The organism is Pseudomonas gebzensis (genome assembly GCF_034427815.1).
In the GTDB taxonomy this organism is placed as follows: domain Bacteria; phylum Pseudomonadota; class Gammaproteobacteria; order Pseudomonadales; family Pseudomonadaceae; genus Aquipseudomonas.
Map to the genome: position 1 here is coordinate 44,593 of NZ_JAXQNS010000009.1, position 18,356 is coordinate 62,948.

Here is an 18,356-nt window from a genome sequence, read left to right on the forward strand (position 1 = left end):
GGTCATGGATTGGCCATACTGTCAGCGCCGTCATCCCCTGCCGGAAATGAACGGCCATGCGCCTCAAGCTGCTGACCAATCTCAATACCTTGCTGCTGATAACCGTGTGCATCGCCTTGGGCGCGACCCTGTGGTGGTCGCAGCAAGCACTGCAACGCCCGTACCAGATGATGGAGCGTTATCTGGCGCTGGCGCAGCAGTTCCAGGCCGGCAGCGCGGGCAACATTCAGGCCTACCTGGGCAGTGGTGATGCGGTGCGCCATGCGGCCGCCACACACGCCATCGACCAGTTGCAGGAGAACCTCGCCACCTGGCCGAGCCCGTTGGCCGATAGCCTGCACCCGAGCGTGAACAGCCTCCAGGCGTTCACTGCGAACGACTTGCTGGCCGCCGGCAAGCTGGCCGGCAACCCTCAGGCGCTGCTGCTCCAGGCCGAACGCGAGCTGGGCGCCAACCTTGAGCAACTCGCGCGTTATGCCAACGGCGGCACCGCCGTCCAGGCCGACGGCTACCGTGCACCGTTGCTGGACGCGGCCGTGCACCTGGGCCGGCTGTCGCTGGCCCGGGACAAGCTGGTCAGCAGTGGCCGCGCTGAACTCGCCGACGAGGTGCAGCGCGAGCTGCAATCGATCAGCGTCCAGGCGCAATTGATCGATGCCCTGCCGTTGCTCGGGGTATCCGCACCTGCCGAGTCGAGTGCCGACGATTTTGCCGCCCTGATGGGGTTGCAGAGCCAGGCAGAAAACGCCCCGCAAGACAGCGGCGTCGACCTCAAACGGCAACTGCAGAGCCTGCTCGGCCGTTATCCGGCCGAGCTGCAACGCACCCGCGCGCAGATCGAGCAACGCAGTGCCCTGGCCGCCAGCACGCAACAACGCCTCGATGCCGTGCAACAGGCAATCGCCGCGCTGGAGCCGCAGGTCCGCGCGCTACACGGGCAGATCCAGGGCGAGGTGCGCACGCTGCAGGGGGTGATGATCGCGCTGATCCTGCTGATCGCGCTGCTGATCGATGCCTTGCAGCGGCGCCTGGCCCGCACCTTGAGCAACCTGGCCCCGGCGCTGTCGCGCTGGGCCGAGGGGGATTTCGCCGAGACCATCGCGCTGGGCCGCACCAACCGCGAGCTGCACGATATCCAAGCGTCGCTCAACCGCCTGCGACACTACTTGGTGGAGCTGGTCGGCACCCTGCGCCATCACGCCGAGCAGGTCGGCGGCAGCAGCCACGCCCTGGCCGACATGAGCAGCGCCCTGCACGACGGCGCCGAGCGCCAGGCCAGTGATACCGCGCAGATTCGCGATGCCTTGGGCGAGCTGGAAGCCACCATCGTCCAGGTGGCCAGTGATGCCAGCGCTGCGGCCAACGCCAGCCAGGCTGCCGGCAGCGCGGTCGAGCAGGGTCAGCGGGTGATCGGCGGCAGCCTGTCGGGGCTGCGCACTTTGGTCGACGAGGTGCAGGGCAACGCGCGCAGCATCGAACAACTGGCTGAGGAGTCAGCCACCATTGGCGGGGTGCTGACAGTGATCCGTTCGATTGCCGAGCAGACCAACCTGCTGGCCCTGAACGCCGCCATCGAAGCCGCCCGCGCCGGGGACATGGGCCGCGGCTTTGCCGTGGTCGCCGACGAAGTGCGCTCGCTGGCGCAGCGCACCACCGGCGCCACGGGCGAAATCCAGCGCTTGATCGACCGCTTGCAGCAGGCCGCCCGGCAGTCGGTGGAGGGCATGCGCACCCAACTTGAGCACGCCCGCCACACCGCCAGCCAGGCCGAAGCGGCCGATGGCGCGCTGGATGAAATCGTCCGCGCCATCGCCACCATCGCCGAGACCGCCGTGCGCATCGCCGATGCCACCGCGCAGCAACGCGGCGCGGTGAGCGAGATTCGCGGGCACAGCGAGCGGATTCATGAACTGGGTCACGACAACCTGCAGCGCATCGGCGAGGGGCGCGAGCAAGGTGGCCAGTTGCTGCGGTTGGGGGGCGAGCTGAACACTGCGGTGCGGGCGTTTCGGGTGTAGGTGTCCGCTCGCTGCAACGCATCGCGCGGGTGGGCAGGCCTGTAGCAGACCGGCAAAGCCGATCCAGGGCCGCCACCTCTGTTTGCCTGCTGTTGCGCGGTGCCTGAATGGGGCCGGTTGTGCCGGCCATGGCGGCAATAGCCGCCTACAGGGGCTGCTTTTTCGCGAGACGCGAGTACGCACTGGAGACCGAACGAACCTGCCCACCGCGCGCGCTGTACAAGCGGCTATTGCCGCGATGGGCGGCAAAGCAGCCCTATCCCCCGGCACCCGAGCGTTCAGACGCACAAACGGACCAAGACGACGAGGGGCGCGCAGCAGGCGTGGCTCGAATCCACGCGGCGGGCCCTTGCAGTCCAGCGAGGCGCTGAAGCGCTCGCCCCTCTGCCTGACCTGCCTCCATGACCCGTGCAAACAACTCCGCTATGATGCGCGCACGTTCCACCTTGCGAGTCCGTCATGCGCCGCCTGTTTTTCCTGCTGATTCTGCTGCTGGCAAGCCCTGTATTTGCTGCCGGACTGCTCGACAGTCGCCCGAGCGCCACGTTGGGCGCGGCGTCTTCCAGTAACCAGGCCGACTTTCTGCCGGTCGAGCAAGCCTTCCAACTGAGCCTGGTCAAGGCCGACGCGCAGAACATCACCCTGCGTTTCGTCGCCACCGACGGCTACTACCTGTACAAGCATCGCTTCCAGTTCCGCAGTGAGCCGGCCGATGCGGGCATGGGCAGCGCACAGATTCCGCCCGGCGAACCCAAACACGATGAATTCTTCGGCGATGTGCAGGTGTACCACGGCGTCACCGATATCACTGTGCCGCGCCAAGGCGCCACAAGCGCCTTCACCTTGCTGGTGGGTTATCAAGGCTGCGCCGACAAAGGCCTGTGCTACCCGCCGCAAAGCCAACGCCTGAGCATCCCGGGCGATGGCCCAAGCGCTGATTCAGCAGCGGCTGCAACAGCCGAGGGCTGGAACTGGAAATCGCTGGCGCTGTTCTTCCTGGCCGGCCTGGGCCTGACCTTCACCCCGTGCGTATTGCCGATGCTGCCGATTCTCTCCGGTGTGGTGTTGCGCGGGCAGGTGGGCGGCGCTCGCGGGCTGGCGTTGTCGCTGGCGTACGTGGTGCCGATGGCGGCGAGCTTTGCAGTGCTGGGCGCGCTGATGGGGCTGTTCGGCGCCAGCCTGAACCTGCAGGCGCAGTTGCAATCGCCCTGGGTGCTGGTGCCCTTTGCGTCGTTCTTCGCGGTGTTTGCCCTGGCCATGTTCGGCGTGTTCGAAATCAAGTTGCCGCAGGCCTTGAACCAGCGTTTGGATGGTTATGCGCAACGTACCCGCGGCGGCTCGCTGTTGGGTGCGGCGGTGCTGGGGGTGTTGTCGAGCTTGCTGGTATCGCCTTGCGTGTCGGCGCCGCTGGCAGGGGCGCTGCTTTATATAAGCGCCAGCGGCGATGCCCTGGGCGGCGCGCTGAAGCTGTTTGCGCTGGGCCTGGGCATGGGCGCGCCGCTGGTCCTGATCGGTGTCGGCGGCGCGGCGTGGCTGCCCAAGAGCGGGCCATGGATGAACACGGTCAAGCATGCCGTGGGCGTGCTGTTGCTGGGCCTGGCCATCGGCTTGCTCAGCCGCGTGCTGCCGGGGCCGGCCACCTTGCTGCTGGTGGGCTTGCTGGCAGTGGGTGTGGCGCTGTTTCTTGGCACATTGGAGTGGGCGCAGGTAAAAACCCCGCGCCAGCGCCTGGCACAACTGCTGGGCCTGCTGCTGCTGAGCTACGGCCTGGCTTGCTGGTACGGCGCGCTGAGCGGCCAGGGTGACCCGCTGCGGCCATTGCCCAGCGCGGCAGCGCCCGGCTCGGCGGCGAAAGCCGTCAGCGAAAGCCGCTGGCAGACCCTCAGCACCCCAGCGGCGCTCGACGCTGCACTGGCCGAGGCCAAGGCCAACGGGCAGCCGGTACTGCTCGACTGGTACGCCGACTGGTGCATCAGCTGCAAGGTGATCGAGCACGAGGTGCTGAACGCCCCGGCCGTGCAATCCCACCTGGACGCCTTCACTCTGCTGCGCCTGGACATCACCCAGAGCAACGCCGAACAACGCGCCCTGCTCGACCGTTACGGTCTGTTCGGCCCACCTGCCCTGCTGTTCTTTGCAGCGAACGGCGACGAACTGCGTGCAGAACGTGTGGTAGGTGAAGTGAACGCCGAGGACTTCGCCGCAGTGCTGAACCGAGTGGCTGACAAACTCGGGCACTGACGCCGGCATCTCGCGCCCAACGTGAAAAAATGACCAATTCCGAGCTTTCAGTCACGTACTTTGGCCGAACCTCGGACATCGTGCTGACTATTGCCGGGAACTGGACACTCACAATCGTTTGCGGCATAGTCGCCGCGCTATGTCGAATTGCCCTACAAAACCAAGGAATCGCAGATGGCAACCCTATTGGTGCTGCATGGCCCCAACCTGAACCTGCTGGGCACCCGCGAACCTGGCCATTATGGCGCCACTACGCTGGCCCAGATCAATCAGGACCTGGAGCAGCGCGCACGCGCCGCAGGCCATCACCTGCAGTACCTGCAGAGCAATGCCGAGTACGAGTTGATCGAGCGTATCCACGCCGCGCGTGACGAAGGCGTCGACTTCATCCTGATCAATCCGGCTGCTTTTACCCATACCAGTGTCGCGTTACGTGACGCATTGCTGGCGGTGAGCATCCCATTCATCGAAGTGCACCTGTCCAACGTGCACAAACGCGAACCGTTCCGTCATCACTCTTACTTTTCCGACGTAGCGGTAGGCGTTATCTGCGGCCTGGGCGCCACCGGCTATCGCCTGGCCCTGGAGTCCGCGTTCGAACACCTGGCTGCGCACGCACAGCCCTGATGACACAAAGCCGTGGCCCTGGGGCCACGGCCTCGACTAAACGTTGCTGATACGTTTTCAACTTACATCCCCGACCGAATCCTGGGAGTCGCTTAATGGATATCCGTAAAGTCAAGAAACTGATCGAGCTGCTGGAAGAGTCTGGCATCGACGAGCTGGAGATCAAGGAAGGCGAAGAGTCCGTCCGTATCAGCCGTCACAGCAAGACCCCGGCTGCCCAGCAGTTCTACGCCCCTGCGCCGATGGCCGCACCGGCCGCAGCCCCTGCTGCAGCCGTGGCTGCCGCGCCTGCTGATGCAGCAGCCCCGGTCCTCAAAGGCACCGTGATTCGCTCGCCAATGGTCGGCACCTTCTACCGCAAGCCGTCGCCGACCTCGCCGAACTTCGCAGAAGTGGGCCAGAGCATCAAGAAAGGCGACACCCTGTGCATCGTCGAAGCCATGAAGATGATGAACCACATCGAAGCCGACATCGGCGGCGTCATCGATGCCATCCTGGTGGAAGACGGTCAGCCGGTTGAGTTCGACCAGCCGCTGTTCACCGTCGTTTGAAGCGCGGAGAGCCAACGATGTCTGGGAAGCTCGAAAAAGTCCTGATCGCCAACCGTGGTGAAATCGCCCTGCGCATCCTGCGTGCCTGCAAAGAGCTGGGCATCAAGACCGTCGCCGTGCACTCCACCGCTGACCGCGAACTGATGCACCTGGGTCTGGCCGACGAGTCGGTCTGCATCGGCCCGGCGGCCTCCAACAAGTCCTACCTGCACATCCCGGCGATCATCGCGGCGGCCGAGGTCACCGGCGCTACGGCGATTCACCCTGGCTACGGCTTCCTGGCTGAAAACGCCGACTTTGCCGAGCAGGTGGAAAAATCCGGCTTCGCCTTCATTGGCCCGAAAGCCGACACCATTCGCCTGATGGGCGACAAGGTTTCGGCCAAGCACGCCATGATCGCCTCGGGCGTACCGACCGTACCGGGCTCCGACGGCCCGCTGCCCGAAGACGAAGACGCAGCCCTTGCGATCGCGCGTCAGGTTGGCTATCCGGTGATCATCAAGGCCGCTGGCGGCGGCGGTGGTCGCGGCATGCGCGTTGTGCACAAGGAAGAAGACCTGATTTCCTCGGCCAAGCTGACGCGCAACGAAGCAGGCGCGGCGTTCGGCAACCCGATGGTCTACCTCGAGAAGTTCCTGACCGACCCACGCCACGTGGAAGTTCAGGTGCTGTCCGACGGCCAGGGCAACGCCATTCACCTGGGTGACCGTGACTGCTCGCTGCAGCGCCGCCACCAGAAGGTGCTGGAAGAAGCACCGGCTCCGGGCATCGACGAAGCTGCGCGCCAGGAAGTGTTCAAGCGCTGCGTGGACGCATGCATCGAGATCGGCTACCGCGGTGCGGGCACCTTCGAGTTCCTCTACGAGAATGGTCGGTTCTACTTCATCGAGATGAACACCCGCGTCCAGGTCGAGCACCCGGTCTCGGAAATGGTCACCGGCATCGACATCGTCAAGGAGATGCTCAGCATCGCCGCAGGCAACAAGCTGTCGTATCGCCAGGAAGATGTGGTCATCCGTGGTCACTCGCTGGAATGCCGGATCAACGCCGAGGACCCGAAGAAATTCATCCCCTCCCCCGGCACCGTCAAGCATTTCCACGCGCCAGGCGGCAACGGCGTGCGCGTCGATTCGCACCTGTACAGTGGCTACTCGGTTCCGCCGAACTACGACTCGCTGATCGGCAAGCTGATCGTGTATGGCAAAGACCGTGAAGAAGCCATGGCGCGCATGCGCAATGCCCTGGACGAGATCGTCGTCGACGGCATCAAGACCAACATCCCGCTGCACCGCGACCTGGTGCGTGATGAAGGTTTCTGCAAAGGCGGCGTCAACATCCACTACCTCGAACACAAACTGGCTAACCAGGACTGATCGAGCAGCAGTGCGATGACGACAGCCCCGGCCTTGCGCCGGGGCTGTTTCGTTTCAGAACCCGGCAGCCTCCACCACCGCGATGGCGTGGTGCTGGTAGTGAGCGCTGCCCACTGCGTGACCCGCGCTGTTGCGCACGATGCCATCGCTGCCCTGGCGCAGCGGCTCGGAGCGCACCCGGCTCATGAACTGTTGCGCGCGCAGGGCCAGCGGCCCATGCGCACCTTGCTGGGCCGAGCGCATGAGCGGGGTCAGGACCCTGTCGACCAGATCGCCGTTCGTGGTGTAGACCCGGGTTACACCGGTGCGCAGGTCGAGGGTCATGCCGTAGGTGTTGCCCAGGCAACTCGAATAGGACCAGTGCTCCCAACTCGGGCGCAGGCCGTTCTGGCGCAGCACCGCACGCACCGGTGCGCCGATGCTGTCGCCGCCCAACCAGTCCCCACCGGCCATGACTGCCGTGACCTTTTCTGAAGCCTGCACGCGAAGACGCGCCAGCACCCCGCGCACCGACTGCTCGATGAGCGGCTTGATGTTGTGGTCGAAGTGGATCACGGCGCCGGCGCGGGTCACCGGGTTGTACAGCGAGACTGCAACGCAGCTCTGTACGTTGAGGGTGAACAGGTAGTTGTCGGCCGTCTCCGGCACGAACCGCGCGACCACTGCTTCGCCTTGCAGGGCGCCGCGCTGATTGTCCGGATGGCCTGCCCCGCCGGTGATCTGCCGCGGTGCGGTGATGCGCCCGGCATCACGTGCCGGCGCACCGCCACGCAGCCCGGTACTGTTGGCCAGCCAGCGGCCCTGCGGGCCGAGCGTCACCGCCTCATGGTGATAGCTGCCGGGGTTGTTGGCCTTGAGCACGCGCAAGGTGCTCTGGGCGGTGTCGTACTCGACCTTGAAGAAACGGCCCTGGTGGCGAATGAAATGTTCGCCCCTCGGTGCCTGCGCCGTTGCCGGCGAACGCCAGGTGCCGGCCCAGATGCCTTCCTCGGCCACCGCCTGAACGCCTTCAGGCGCACGCTTGAGCGCCCACTGCGGATCGAAGCGCATCGTTGGCCGCTGGGGCGCGAGGCTGACCGCCGCGCGCGGTCGAATCAGCTGGTGGCGCAGGTCGTTGAACAGCGGTTTGATCGCCTTGAGGCTCGCGCCAGGCAACTGCAACACCAGCCCCAGTGCGCCCCATGAGGCCTCGAGCCAGGCCTGCAGCGCCCGCGTGGTATCGCCTTTGCTGTGGGCGATGACCGCCTCGCGCAACGGTGCGACCACGAACCAGGCGCCGATGAACAGGGCGAACGGTGGATAGACCATGCTCAGCGGCGCGGCGAACATCAGACCTTTGATGACCTGGCCACGCACCACCTCGGCGTGGCTGTTGGTGGCGTCCTCGACATCGGCCAGTGCGTGTTCGATGTAGCGGTCGTACTCACCCGCCAGCCCCACCACCTGGTTGACGCGGCGCAGCGCATCGCGGTGGCCGCTGCCGGCGGCCAGCGCCTTGAGCCGGCTGAGCACCCGGGCTTGCTGGCTGAGCCGGGTACGTGCCAGCAGGTGGCTGCGCAGCGTACCGCCCGCTGCCGCGTCCAGCTCGCTGTAGCGGCGCAGCAAGACGCCGTCGGGCGCGTCGGCGGTGTACAGCCAGTCGTCGGCCTCCCCGGCCACGACCAGGCGAAAGACGTAGACACCGAGCACCACCGCGTCATCCACGGTGAGACGCACCAGCCCCGGGGTGTCGAGCACGGTTTCTGCGGTGTCCTGCGGGATGTCCAGGGTCACCGTGGCGGCCAGCGCATTGACCCGCGCCAGCAGCCCTGCGTACACCGTGTCACTGATCTGCCCCTGCGCCGAAGCCATGCGCAGGTCGCGGCCCATGCCGGCGACGAGCGCATGGGCGAAAGCGTGTTGCCGGGCTCGATAGTCGGCGGCCGAGGGCAGCAGGTAACGGGCGCGCATCATTGCCACATACGCATCCCCCAGATAGGCACTGCGCGCATAGCGGGCCAGGTCGGCGCTGCGCAGCGCCGAAAGGTCTTGGCCGACCGCCGAGCGCACACCGCTGTCGGGATGGTCGATGCCCGTGTTGTCGTCGTAGCCGAAACACACCAGGTCCACCAGATTGACCGACGCCAGGCGGCCATCGGCCAGGCCTGGCCGGTAATCGATGATGATCGACTCGGGGTCCACGGCCTCTGTCACCCCTTGGCTGCGCAGGTACGGCTCGATTGCCTGGGCCACGGCCGTACGCGCGTAGTGCTGGAAGCTCTGCCAACCGTGGAGGGTGTCGGCAAACGCCTGCTCAGCGTGACGAGCCTGTTGCCGCAGCAGCGTGATGGCGCGTTGTTCGTCCAGGCTCAAGCCGCTGTACCAACTGGGCACCACACTGCGTTGCACCTCGTCTTCACGGGCCTGCAAGCGCGCCTGAACGCCGTGCGCCAGGGCGCTGCGGTAGTCGGCAAAGCGGTGTCGACGGTCTTGCTGCAGGGACCAGTCCTGGGGCTTGTCTGCCACCTGCTCCATCTGCAGGGCCACGGCTTCACGCTGCGCCATGGGCATCTGCGCGAGCAGGTAGGCCCGCCCTGCGGCGCTTGCCATCCAGCCGCCCAGCTCCTGGTTCAGCGCGCGCAACGAGCGCAACACTATCCATTGCTGAGCGTCGGGCTTGGCCGGTGCATAGAGCAACGCGCTCTGAAACGCACCGAGCTCGTCAGCCAGGGTGAATAGCAGAAGGTCGCTGCACAGCGCGTCGAACAACCGCACGCCGCTGACCGAGGCGCCGGCCGCAGTCCCGCTCACGGCCTGCAGCAACCGCTCATACTGGACCGTCGGCAGATGACCGGCGAAATGGGCCAGCAACGCGCTGTATTTCAGGGCCAGGTCGGCGGCATCGAGCAGGGCGGTGTGCACGTCTGCCTGCTGATGACGGGCGCGCATGGCCCCGAGGTAGCCCGCCAGATGATCGGTGTCGGACACCAGCGACTGCACCTGGGCAGCGCTGGGTGCCTCGCCCAGGCGCACCTGGCTGCGGGTGCCTGCTACGTCGTACAGTTGGTCGAGATCAAGCGCACCGCGGCTCGCCAGCTCGGTCAGGGTGGCCTGCAGAGGCGGGCTGCCGGCGGCATCCTTGCGCAACAGTCGGACGCTGATCAGGTCCGGTGACAGTGGGTTGTCAAAGCGCTCACGCAGCGCCTCGCTGACCTGGTCATGAACGTAGGCCTGCAGGGTGCTCACGCCTGAAAGTAACCCCCAGGTGCGCTGTTGCGCGGCGCTCCACAGTGCCAGGGCCTCGCGCAATCGCGCGTGTTGTGGCTCATCGAGCGATTTGCGCCAATCTGGCAACTGCGCATTCATCAAACGGTCGATGGCCTCACGCTCCTGCGCGGTGGCCAGGTTGAGCAGCACGGCCTGCCCGTGCCAGGCCTGCTGCAGGGTTTCGATCACCGCGCGCGCGGCGTCGGCGTCCAGCGTGGCCAAGGCGGCAGGTTGCAGGGCGGTGTGCAGTTCAGCGCGGTGCGCCGCCAGCCAGGCCTCGATGCACAGTCGATAGGCCTCGGGTTCTGTGACATCGGCAGGCGTTGCGCTCCAGTGGCGGCGCAGGGCGTCGTCGTAAAAGTCCAGCAGGCGACTGCCGAGGCTTTCCACCAGTTGCACGATGATTTCACGGCGCCACGCCGGAATCTCCTGGGTGACCTGGCCGTCCCAGCGCCACGGCGCGTGTTCGGCTTCGTCATAGGCGAACGGCTGCTCGGTGATGTGCCGCTGCAGGGCCGCGTCGATCATGTCCTGAACGAAACGGGGATCGACGGGACCTGGAAAATAAGTGCGCAGCTCGACGCCGACCTGCTCTTCCAGGACATCGAGAAAGCTCATCTGGGTACGCAGCCGCGCTTCGACGTGCGCGGCCCAGTCGACCAGGCGGTCCAACGTGGCGGCGGTGGCAGAAGGGGTCAGTGGTGTGGACGTTGGCGTGGTCATGGCAAATGCTCCAGCAGGATGAGGGCTGAAAACTGCCCGGCCAGCCCTCTGCACGTGCGCTATTTATTGCTGCGCCGCTGGCCGGGTAGTTCCCCATCTCACAGCGCCTGGCGTAGACTGCGCGCTTTGCGCAGCGCCCGCTGCCCTGTCGAATTCTCTAAGGTGCCCGCCATGCCCTGGCTGCAAGTACGTCTGGCCATCAGCCCGGAACAAGCCGAAACCTACGAAGATGCGCTGCTCGAAGTTGGCGCGGTGTCGGTCACGTTCATGGACGCCGAAGATCAGCCGATCTTCGAACCGGATCTCAACACCACCCCGCTGTGGTCGCACACCCACCTGCTGGCCCTGTTCGAGGCCGACGCACAACCCCAGGCGGTGTTCGCCCACTTGCGCCTGCTGACCGATGCCGAGCTGCCCGAGCACCACGCCGAGGTCATCGAGGACCAGGACTGGGAGCGCAGCTGGATGGACAACTTCCAGCCCATGCGCTTTGGCCGTCGCCTGTGGATCGTACCCAGCTGGCACGAGGCCCCGCAGCCCGACGCCGTCAACCTGTTGCTCGACCCAGGCCTGGCCTTTGGCACCGGCACCCATCCCACCACGGCGTTGTGCCTGGAGTGGCTCGATGGCCAGGAACTTGAAGGCAGCCATGTGCTGGACTTCGGCTGTGGCTCGGGCATCCTTGCCATCGCAGCGCTGCTGCTCGGCGCCACCGATGCAGTCGGCACCGACATCGACGTGCAGGCGCTGGAAGCCTCGCGTGACAACGCCGGGCGCAATGGCATCGCCGAACAGCGCCTGGCGCTGTACCTGCCCGAGCAGATGCCGGCGATGAAAGCCGACGTGCTGGTCGCCAATATCCTCGCCGGGCCGCTGGTCTCGCTGGCGCCGCAACTGGCCGGGCTGGTGCGCGACGGCGGCCTGCTGGCGCTGTCGGGCATTCTTGCCGAGCAAGGCGAGGACGTGGCGGCGGCCTACGCGGCCGACTTCGAGCTCGACCCGATCGTCGAGCGTGAAGGCTGGGTGCGGATCAGCGGTCGCCGCCGCGTGGCCTGACAGCAGCCAGTGCCTTTTGGGCATGGCCAACCCGGGCGATGATGCCCGGGTGCTCAGGCCCAATGGCACTGACCGACTGCGATGCACGGCAGAGAATCCTCAGGCAGATCACGCGCCGACCCCGCTTAGGGTCTCGCACCGCCTAGACTCACTTTTCGCCCCACTCCCACGGACCGCCGCATGACCGACAGTTTCGTCACCCAGTGCCCGCATTGCCAGACGCGCTTTCGCATCACGCATCATCAGCTGAGCGTGGCCCGTGGCGTGGTGCGTTGCGGCCAGTGCCTGCAGGTGTTCAGCGCCGCTCGACAACTGCTGGAACAGAGCCAGGCCACCAGCGCCGAGCCGCAGGGGCCAGGCCCTGAAGCGTCTGACGGTGCTGCGACCGCCGTGATCGCCGCGTCCACCAGCGCGCCTCAGCCCACCCTGCCGCCCGTGGTGGTCGGGCCTGCCGCGTCGACCCAGGCCGATTGGGAGGCCACCACCTCGGCGCTGGAGGCCCTGGACCTCGACCAGGCCCTGGCCAGCCTGGAACGGCGCCACGCGCCCGCCCCTGCGGGCACGTCCGATCAGCGCTCGCCGCTGCACGCCCGGCGCGACGATCACAGTGTGGACGATGGCACTCACGAGCCCTTCGGCACCGCCGACCGCGGCCATGTCGAGGAACCCCCGGTGCCGTTCGCACCCGTGCCTACGTTGGTCGAGCCGGAACAGGTGCAGACGCAAGATGAAGACCTGCGCAGCGAACCCACGTTGCGCTTTGACACCGCCGCCGCCGCTGCGGCCCACGAACCGCGCCTGGGCCAGGCCGTGCACGACGATGACGCGCCCGCCCTCGGCGGCCTCAACGCGTTGGACGATGCGCCATTGCGCGAGCGCCTGTCGGCGCAGGATGACGACGACTCGCTGCACGACAGCGACCTACAGCCCGACGAGCGCCTGGAACCGAGCCTCGGCCCGCGCACCACTCGCGCAGCACGCAAAGAGCCGTTGATCGATGTGCTCGACGACCCGCTGCAACTGGGCTGGGAACGCCCAGCCCCACGCTGGGGACGGCGTCTGTTGTGGGCGCTGGCCTGCCTGCTGGCCCTGGGCGTGCTGGGTTTCCAGTACGTGGCCTATCACTTCGACGAAATGGCCCGGCAAGACCGCTACCGGCCACTGTTCCAGCAGCTCTGCCCGATGCTGGGCTGCACGGTGCCGACCCGCGTCGACATCCAGCGCATCAAGAGCAGCAACCTGGTGGTGCGCAGCCACCCAGACTTCAAGGGCGCGCTGATCGTCGATGCGATCATCTACAACCGCGCCCCGTTCAGCCAACCGTTCCCTCAGCTCGAGCTGCGCTTTGCCGACCTCAACGGCCAGTTGATCGCCAGCCGCCGCTTCAAGCCCAGCGAGTACCTGTCGGGCGAACTGGCCGGGCGCGGCGACATGCCCAGCCAGACACCGATCCACATCGCCCTGGACATCCTCGATCCGGGGCCAAAGGCGGTGAACTACAGCCTGAGCTTCCGTTCGCCGGATTGAACGGTCAGTGCCGGTGCGCCACGCCGCGCCTGGGCGAGCGGTTCGCTGTCCGGTCAGGCGCAAGGGCCGCTGCCCCTGCGCACCCGCGCCTGACGGGCGCCAGGCCAAGCGGCAAGCGTTCGGCGACAGGCCCCCGGTAAAAGCGCAGCCGCTTCTGTCTTGAGGCCTGCCAGGGGCAGCCTGCCGCGCGCGACCCGGCCGAATCCGCGAGCGCGTGCCGCTCGCCCACCCTGCCCGACCGCGCACAGCCCCCGAAAACTGCTCAGATTTTATCCAACTCTATCTTTATCCAGTCACCGAGAGCGGGTATCATGCCCACCCTTTTTCGAACTCCAATGATTCGGCCCCACAACAGGGAACACCTATGTCGGCGGTACGCATCGGCCCATACACACTGAAGAACAACCTGATCCTTGCGCCAATGGCCGGGGTCACCGACCAGCCTTTCCGTACGCTTTGCCAACGCCTGGGCGCGGGCATGGTGGTGTCGGAGATGGTCACCAGCGACCTGAGCCTGTGGAACAGCCGCAAGTCGCGTCTGCGCCGCATCCATGAAGGCGATCCCGAGCCGCGCTCGGTACAGATCGCCGGTGGCGACGCGCAGATGCTGGCGGCGGCGGCCCGGGCCAACGTCGAGGCCGGCGCGCAGATCATCGACATCAACATGGGTTGCCCGGCAAAAAAAGTCTGCAACAAGGCTGCCGGCTCTGCTTTATTGAGAGATGAGGCGCTGGTCGAGGACATCCTCAACGCCGTGGTCGGTGCGGTGGATGTGCCGGTCACGCTGAAGATTCGTACCGGCTGGGACCGGGCGAACAAGAACGGCCTGAACGTGGCGAAGATCGCGGAACAGGCGGGCATCCAGGCCCTGGCGGTGCATGGCCGCACACGGGCCGACCTGTACACCGGCGACGCCGAGTACGACACCATCGCGGCAATCTGTCAGGCGGTGTCGATTCCGGTGTTTGCCAATGGCGACATCACCTCGCCCGAAAAGGCCCGCGACGTGCTGCAGGCCACTGGCGCCAGCGGCCTGCTGATTGGCCGGGCCGCCCAAGGACGACCGTGGATCTTTCGCGAGATCGCGCACTACCTGGACACCGGCGAGCACCTGCCGGTACCGGCGCTGGACGAAGTGGAACGCATCCTGCTGGAGCACCTGAGCGCCCTGCACGCCTTCTATGGGGAGGTGATGGGCGTACGCATCGCCCGCAAACACGTGGGCTGGTACCTGGCGACACGACCCGGCGGCAAGGAATTTCGCGCCCGGTTCAACGCGCTGCAAGACACGCAGGCACAGCACGACGACATTGCCGCGTATTTTCAGCAGACGCGTCGAGAGCACCTTGAGACAGAGGACGGACAAGGGGTGGCCGCATGACGATGATGACCGAGACATTAGTGAGTGGAACAACGCCCGTGAGCGACAACGCCAACCTGAAACAGCACCTGAACACGCCGAGCGAAGAAGGCCAGACCCTTCGCGACAGCGTCGAGAAGGCGCTGCACAACTACTTCGCCCACCTCGAAGGCGCCACCGTCACGGATGTGTACAACCTGGTGCTCTCGGAGGTCGAGGCACCGTTGCTGGAAAGCGTGATGAACCACGTCAAGGGCAACCAGACCAAGGCCAGTGAAATGCTCGGGCTCAACCGTGGCACGCTGCGCAAGAAGCTCAAGCAGTACGACCTGCTCTAATTTCCGAACCCCAATCTGAAAAGGCGCTCCCGACCAGGAACGCCTTTTTTGCTGACTCCACCGCGTTATGGAATCCGAAATGACCGACCAGACTACCCGCCTGCCGATTCGCCGCGCCCTGATCAGTGTCTCCGACAAGACCGGGATCCTCGAATTTGCCCGTGAGCTGCAGCAGCTCGGGGTCGAGATCCTGTCCACCGGCGGCACCTACAAGCTGCTCAAGGACAACGGCGTCAACGCGGTGGAAGTGGCCGACTACACCGGCTTTGCCGAAATGATGGATGGCCGGGTCAAGACCCTGCACCCGAAAATTCACGGCGGTATTCTCGGCCGCCGCGGCACCGACGATGCCATCATGGCCGAGCACGGCATCCAGCCGATCGACCTGGTCGCGGTCAATCTCTACCCTTTCGAAGCCACCATCGCCAAGCCAGGCTGCGACCTGCCGACCGCCATCGAGAACATCGACATCGGCGGCCCGACCATGGTCCGTTCAGCTGCGAAAAACCACAAAGACGTTGCCATCGTGGTCAACGCCGGTGACTACGCCAACGTTCTGCAAGGCCTCAAGGCCGGTGGCCTGACCTACGCCCAGCGCTTCGACCTGATGCTCAAGGCCTTCGAGCACACCGCCGCCTACGACGGCATGATCGCCAACTACCTGGGCACCATCGACCAGGCCCGTGACACCCTCGGCACCGACGAGCGCAGCCAATTCCCGCGTACCTTCAACAGTCAGTTCGTCAAGGCCCAGGAAATGCGCTACGGCGAGAACCCGCACCAGAGCGCGGCGTTCTATGTCGAGGCGAAGAAGGGCGAGGCGAGCATTTCCACCGCCATTCAGCTGCAAGGCAAGGCACTGTCGTTCAACAACGTGGCCGACACCGACGCCGCGCTGGAGTGCGTGAAGAGCTTCGTCAAGCCGGCCTGCGTGATCGTCAAGCACGCCAACCCGTGCGGCGTGGCCGTGGTCCCGCAAGAGGACGGCGGCATTCGTCAGGCCTACGAGCTGGCCTATGCCACCGACACCGAATCGGCCTTCGGCGGCATCATTGCCTTCAACCGTGAGCTGGACGGCGAAACGGCCAAGGCCATCGTCGAGCGTCAGTTCGTCGAAGTGATCATCGCCCCCTCGATCTCCCAGGCTGCCCGCGACGTGGTCGCGGCCAAGCAGAACGTGCGCCTGCTCGAATGCGGCCAGTGGCCAGCCGAGCGTCCACTGGGCTGGGACTTCAAGCGCGTCAACGGTGGCCTGCTGGTGCAGAGCCGCGACACCGGCATGATCAGCGCCGACGACCTGAAAGTGGTGACCCAGCGCGCACCGACCGAACAGGAAATCCACGACCTGGTATTCGCCTGGAAAGTGGCCAAGTTCGTCAAGTCCAACGCCATCGTCTACGCCAAGAACCGCCAGACCATCGGCGTCGGCGCCGGGCAGATGAGCCGCGTGAACTCGGCGCGGATCGCCGCCATCAAGGCGGAACACGCCGGCCTGCCGGTCGAAGGCTCGGTGATGGCGTCGGATGCGTTCTTCCCGTTCCGCGACGGCATCGACAATGCGGCCAAGGCCGGCATTCGTGCGGTGATTCAGCCAGGTGGCTCGATGCGCGACGCTGAAGTGATTGCGGCAGCCGATGAAGCCGGTATTGCCATGGTCTTCACCTCCATGCGCCACTTCCGCCACTGATTTACAGGGGCCGGCCGCGCTGGAGCAGGCATCTGCTGCGTTGGGGCCGGGTTCGCTGATGCTCATTGCCAGGAGGCGACTCCGCTCAGCGAACCCGGCCCCGCCTTGCATCTACCTGCTCCATCGCGACCTCGTCCAGTGTGGGGTCACGTAACCCCTGAGCCTGAGAAAGAATTCGAGGTTTTGACATGAACGTTTTGATCATTGGTAGCGGTGGGCGTGAGCACGCCCTGGCGTGGAAAGTGGCGCAGGACCCGCGCGTCGAGAAGGTATTCGTGGCGCCGGGTAACGCGGGTACGGCGACGGAGGCCAAGTGCGAGAACGTGGCCATCGACGTGACCGCCATCGAACAGCTGGCTGACTTTGCCGAGCACAATGTGCAACTGACCATCGTCGGCCCGGAAGCGCCGCTGGTGCTCGGTGTGGTCGATCTGTTCCGCAGCCGCAACCTGGAATGCTTCGGCCCTACCCAAGGCGCTGCCCAGCTGGAAGGTTCGAAAGCGTTCGCCAAGGACTTCCTGGCCCGCCACCGCATCCCGACTGCTGAATACCAGAACTTCACCGACGTCGAGCCGGCGCTGGCCTACCTGCAGGAAAAAGGCGCGCCGATCGTGATCAAGGCCGACGGCCTGGCGGCGGGCAAAGGCGTGATCGTCGCCATGACCCTGCAGGAAGCCGAAGACGCCGTGCGCGACATGCTCGCTGGCAACGCCTTCGGTGATGCCGGCTCGCGCGTGGTGATCGAAGAATTCCTCGATGGCGAAGAAGCCAGCTTCATCGTCATGGTCGACGGCCACAACGTGCTGCCGATGGCTACCAGCCAGGACCACAAACGCGTCGGCAACCAGGACACCGGCCCGAACACCGGCGGCATGGGCGCCTACTCGCCTGCGCCGGTGGTCACTGCCGAGGTTCACCAGCGCGTGATGGACCAGGTGATCTGGCCCACCGTGCGCGGCATGGCCGAGGAAGGCAACGTCTACACCGGCTTCCTGTATGCCGGTTTGATGATCGATAAGGCCGGCAACCCCAAGGTCATCGAATTCAACTGCCGCTTCGGCGACCCGGAAACCCAGCCGATCATGCTGCGCCTGGAATCGAGCCTGGTACTGCTGGTCGAAGCTGCATTTGCCAAGGCGCTGGACAAGGTCGAGGCGCAGTGGAATCCGCAGCCCAGCCTGGGTGTGGTACTGGCAGCCGGTGGCTATCCGGGCGATTACGCCAAGGGCCAGGCCATCAGTGGCCTGGGCGCTGCGGCCAAGCTCGATGGCAAGGTGTTCCACGCCGGTACCGCGCTCAAGGACGGTGAAATCGTTGCCAACGGCGGTCGCGTGCTGTGCGCCACCGCACTGGGCAAGACCGTGGCAGACGCACAGGAACACGCCTATCGTCTGGCCGCGCTGGTGAGCTGGGATGAAAGCTTCTACCGTACCGACATCGGCTACCGCGCCATCGCTCGCGAACGTGGCGAGCACCACGACTGAGCCTGCGCAGCGACCCCACGCAGCCCTCGGACGGCGTGGGGTTCGCCCGCCGACAGGTCCCGTGCAGGCCTTGCCGAGCACCGGGTGCGCCACGCATAGTGGTTAATCGGCATTACCGTTAGGAA

The 18,356-nt window shown here is 65.8% G+C and carries 12 protein-coding genes; 11 read left to right on the forward strand and 1 reads right to left on the reverse strand.

The genetic code is table 11. The annotated features are described in order from the left end of the window. The first annotated feature begins 56 nt into the window (after nt 1-56). From SJI00_RS16965 to accC, 5 genes are all read left to right on the forward strand, one after another. On the forward strand, nt 57-2,018 hold the full coding sequence (locus SJI00_RS16965) for a methyl-accepting chemotaxis protein (RefSeq protein WP_322462859.1): 1,962 nt from the start codon (nt 57-59) through the stop codon (nt 2,016-2,018). Between the two features lie 459 nt (nt 2,019-2,477). Continuing rightward, nucleotides 2,478-4,259: a protein-disulfide reductase DsbD gene (dsbD, locus tag SJI00_RS16970; RefSeq protein ID WP_322462860.1), complete on the forward strand. Its 1,782-nt coding sequence runs from the start codon at nt 2,478-2,480 to the stop codon at nt 4,257-4,259. A gap of 174 nt (nt 4,260-4,433) precedes the next feature. Further along, nucleotides 4,434-4,886, forward strand: a complete 453-nt coding sequence (gene aroQ / locus SJI00_RS16975) for a type II 3-dehydroquinate dehydratase (protein ID WP_322462861.1) — start codon at nt 4,434-4,436, stop codon at nt 4,884-4,886. A 95-nt stretch (nt 4,887-4,981) separates the two neighbouring features. Beyond that, nucleotides 4,982-5,437: an acetyl-CoA carboxylase biotin carboxyl carrier protein gene (accB, locus tag SJI00_RS16980; protein WP_322462862.1), complete on the forward strand. Its 456-nt coding sequence runs from the start codon at nt 4,982-4,984 to the stop codon at nt 5,435-5,437. 17 nt (nt 5,438-5,454) lie between these two features. Continuing rightward, on the forward strand, nt 5,455-6,810 hold the full coding sequence (gene accC, locus SJI00_RS16985) for an acetyl-CoA carboxylase biotin carboxylase subunit (protein ID WP_322462863.1): 1,356 nt from the start codon (nt 5,455-5,457) through the stop codon (nt 6,808-6,810). Nucleotides 6,811-6,864: 54 nt separating this feature from the next. On the opposite strand, the gene SJI00_RS16990 is transcribed toward accC, so the two are convergent. Beyond that, on the reverse strand, nt 6,865-10,779 hold the full coding sequence (locus SJI00_RS16990) for a dermonecrotic toxin domain-containing protein (RefSeq protein WP_322462864.1): 3,915 nt from the start codon (nt 10,777-10,779) through the stop codon (nt 6,865-6,867). 171 nt (nt 10,780-10,950) lie between these two features. On the opposite strand from SJI00_RS16990, the gene prmA reads away from it, so the two are divergent. The 6 genes from prmA to purD all read left to right on the forward strand — a co-directional run bounded on the left by prmA (nt 10,951) and on the right by purD (nt 18,231). Beyond that, a complete protein-coding gene (gene prmA / locus SJI00_RS16995) occupies nt 10,951-11,835 on the forward strand; it encodes a 50S ribosomal protein L11 methyltransferase (protein WP_322462865.1) in 885 nt (294 codons plus the stop codon). 180 nt (nt 11,836-12,015) lie between these two features. After that, nucleotides 12,016-13,362 carry a DUF3426 domain-containing protein gene (locus tag SJI00_RS17000; RefSeq protein WP_322462866.1) on the forward strand — a complete coding sequence of 449 codons (1,347 nt, stop codon included), beginning with the start codon at nt 12,016-12,018 and terminating at the stop codon, nt 13,360-13,362. A 364-nt stretch (nt 13,363-13,726) separates the two neighbouring features. Next, entirely contained in the window at nt 13,727-14,743 is a 1,017-nt protein-coding gene (dusB, locus tag SJI00_RS17005; RefSeq protein WP_322462867.1) for a tRNA dihydrouridine synthase DusB, read from the forward strand. Next, nucleotides 14,740-15,060 carry a DNA-binding transcriptional regulator Fis gene (gene fis, locus SJI00_RS17010; RefSeq protein ID WP_029614158.1) on the forward strand — a complete coding sequence of 107 codons (321 nt, stop codon included), beginning with the start codon at nt 14,740-14,742 and terminating at the stop codon, nt 15,058-15,060. Before dusB ends, fis begins: the two co-directional genes overlap by 4 nt. 79 nt (nt 15,061-15,139) lie before the next feature. Next, a complete protein-coding gene (gene purH / locus SJI00_RS17015) occupies nt 15,140-16,747 on the forward strand; it encodes a bifunctional phosphoribosylaminoimidazolecarboxamide formyltransferase/IMP cyclohydrolase (protein WP_322462868.1) in 1,608 nt (535 codons plus the stop codon). Between the two features lie 188 nt (nt 16,748-16,935). After that, nucleotides 16,936-18,231, forward strand: coding sequence for a phosphoribosylamine--glycine ligase (gene purD, locus SJI00_RS17020; protein ID WP_322462869.1), 1,296 nt, complete (start codon nt 16,936-16,938; stop codon nt 18,229-18,231). Nucleotides 18,232-18,356: the final 125 nt, after the last annotated feature.

Coding starts and splice junctions, on each gene's coding strand:
- SJI00_RS16965 (WP_322462859.1), top strand. CDS start 57: ATGCGCCTCAAGCTGCTGACCAATCTCAATACCTTGCTGCTGATAACC.
- dsbD (WP_322462860.1), top strand. CDS start 2,478: ATGCGCCGCCTGTTTTTCCTGCTGATTCTGCTGCTGGCAAGCCCTGTA.
- aroQ (WP_322462861.1), top strand. CDS start 4,434: ATGGCAACCCTATTGGTGCTGCATGGCCCCAACCTGAACCTGCTGGGC.
- accB (WP_322462862.1), top strand. CDS start 4,982: ATGGATATCCGTAAAGTCAAGAAACTGATCGAGCTGCTGGAAGAGTCT.
- accC (WP_322462863.1), top strand. CDS start 5,455: ATGTCTGGGAAGCTCGAAAAAGTCCTGATCGCCAACCGTGGTGAAATC.
- SJI00_RS16990 (WP_322462864.1), bottom strand. CDS start 10,779: ATGACCACGCCAACGTCCACACCACTGACCCCTTCTGCCACCGCCGCC.
- prmA (WP_322462865.1), top strand. CDS start 10,951: ATGCCCTGGCTGCAAGTACGTCTGGCCATCAGCCCGGAACAAGCCGAA.
- SJI00_RS17000 (WP_322462866.1), top strand. CDS start 12,016: ATGACCGACAGTTTCGTCACCCAGTGCCCGCATTGCCAGACGCGCTTT.
- dusB (WP_322462867.1), top strand. CDS start 13,727: ATGTCGGCGGTACGCATCGGCCCATACACACTGAAGAACAACCTGATC.
- fis (WP_029614158.1), top strand. CDS start 14,740: ATGACGATGATGACCGAGACATTAGTGAGTGGAACAACGCCCGTGAGC.
- purH (WP_322462868.1), top strand. CDS start 15,140: ATGACCGACCAGACTACCCGCCTGCCGATTCGCCGCGCCCTGATCAGT.
- purD (WP_322462869.1), top strand. CDS start 16,936: ATGAACGTTTTGATCATTGGTAGCGGTGGGCGTGAGCACGCCCTGGCG.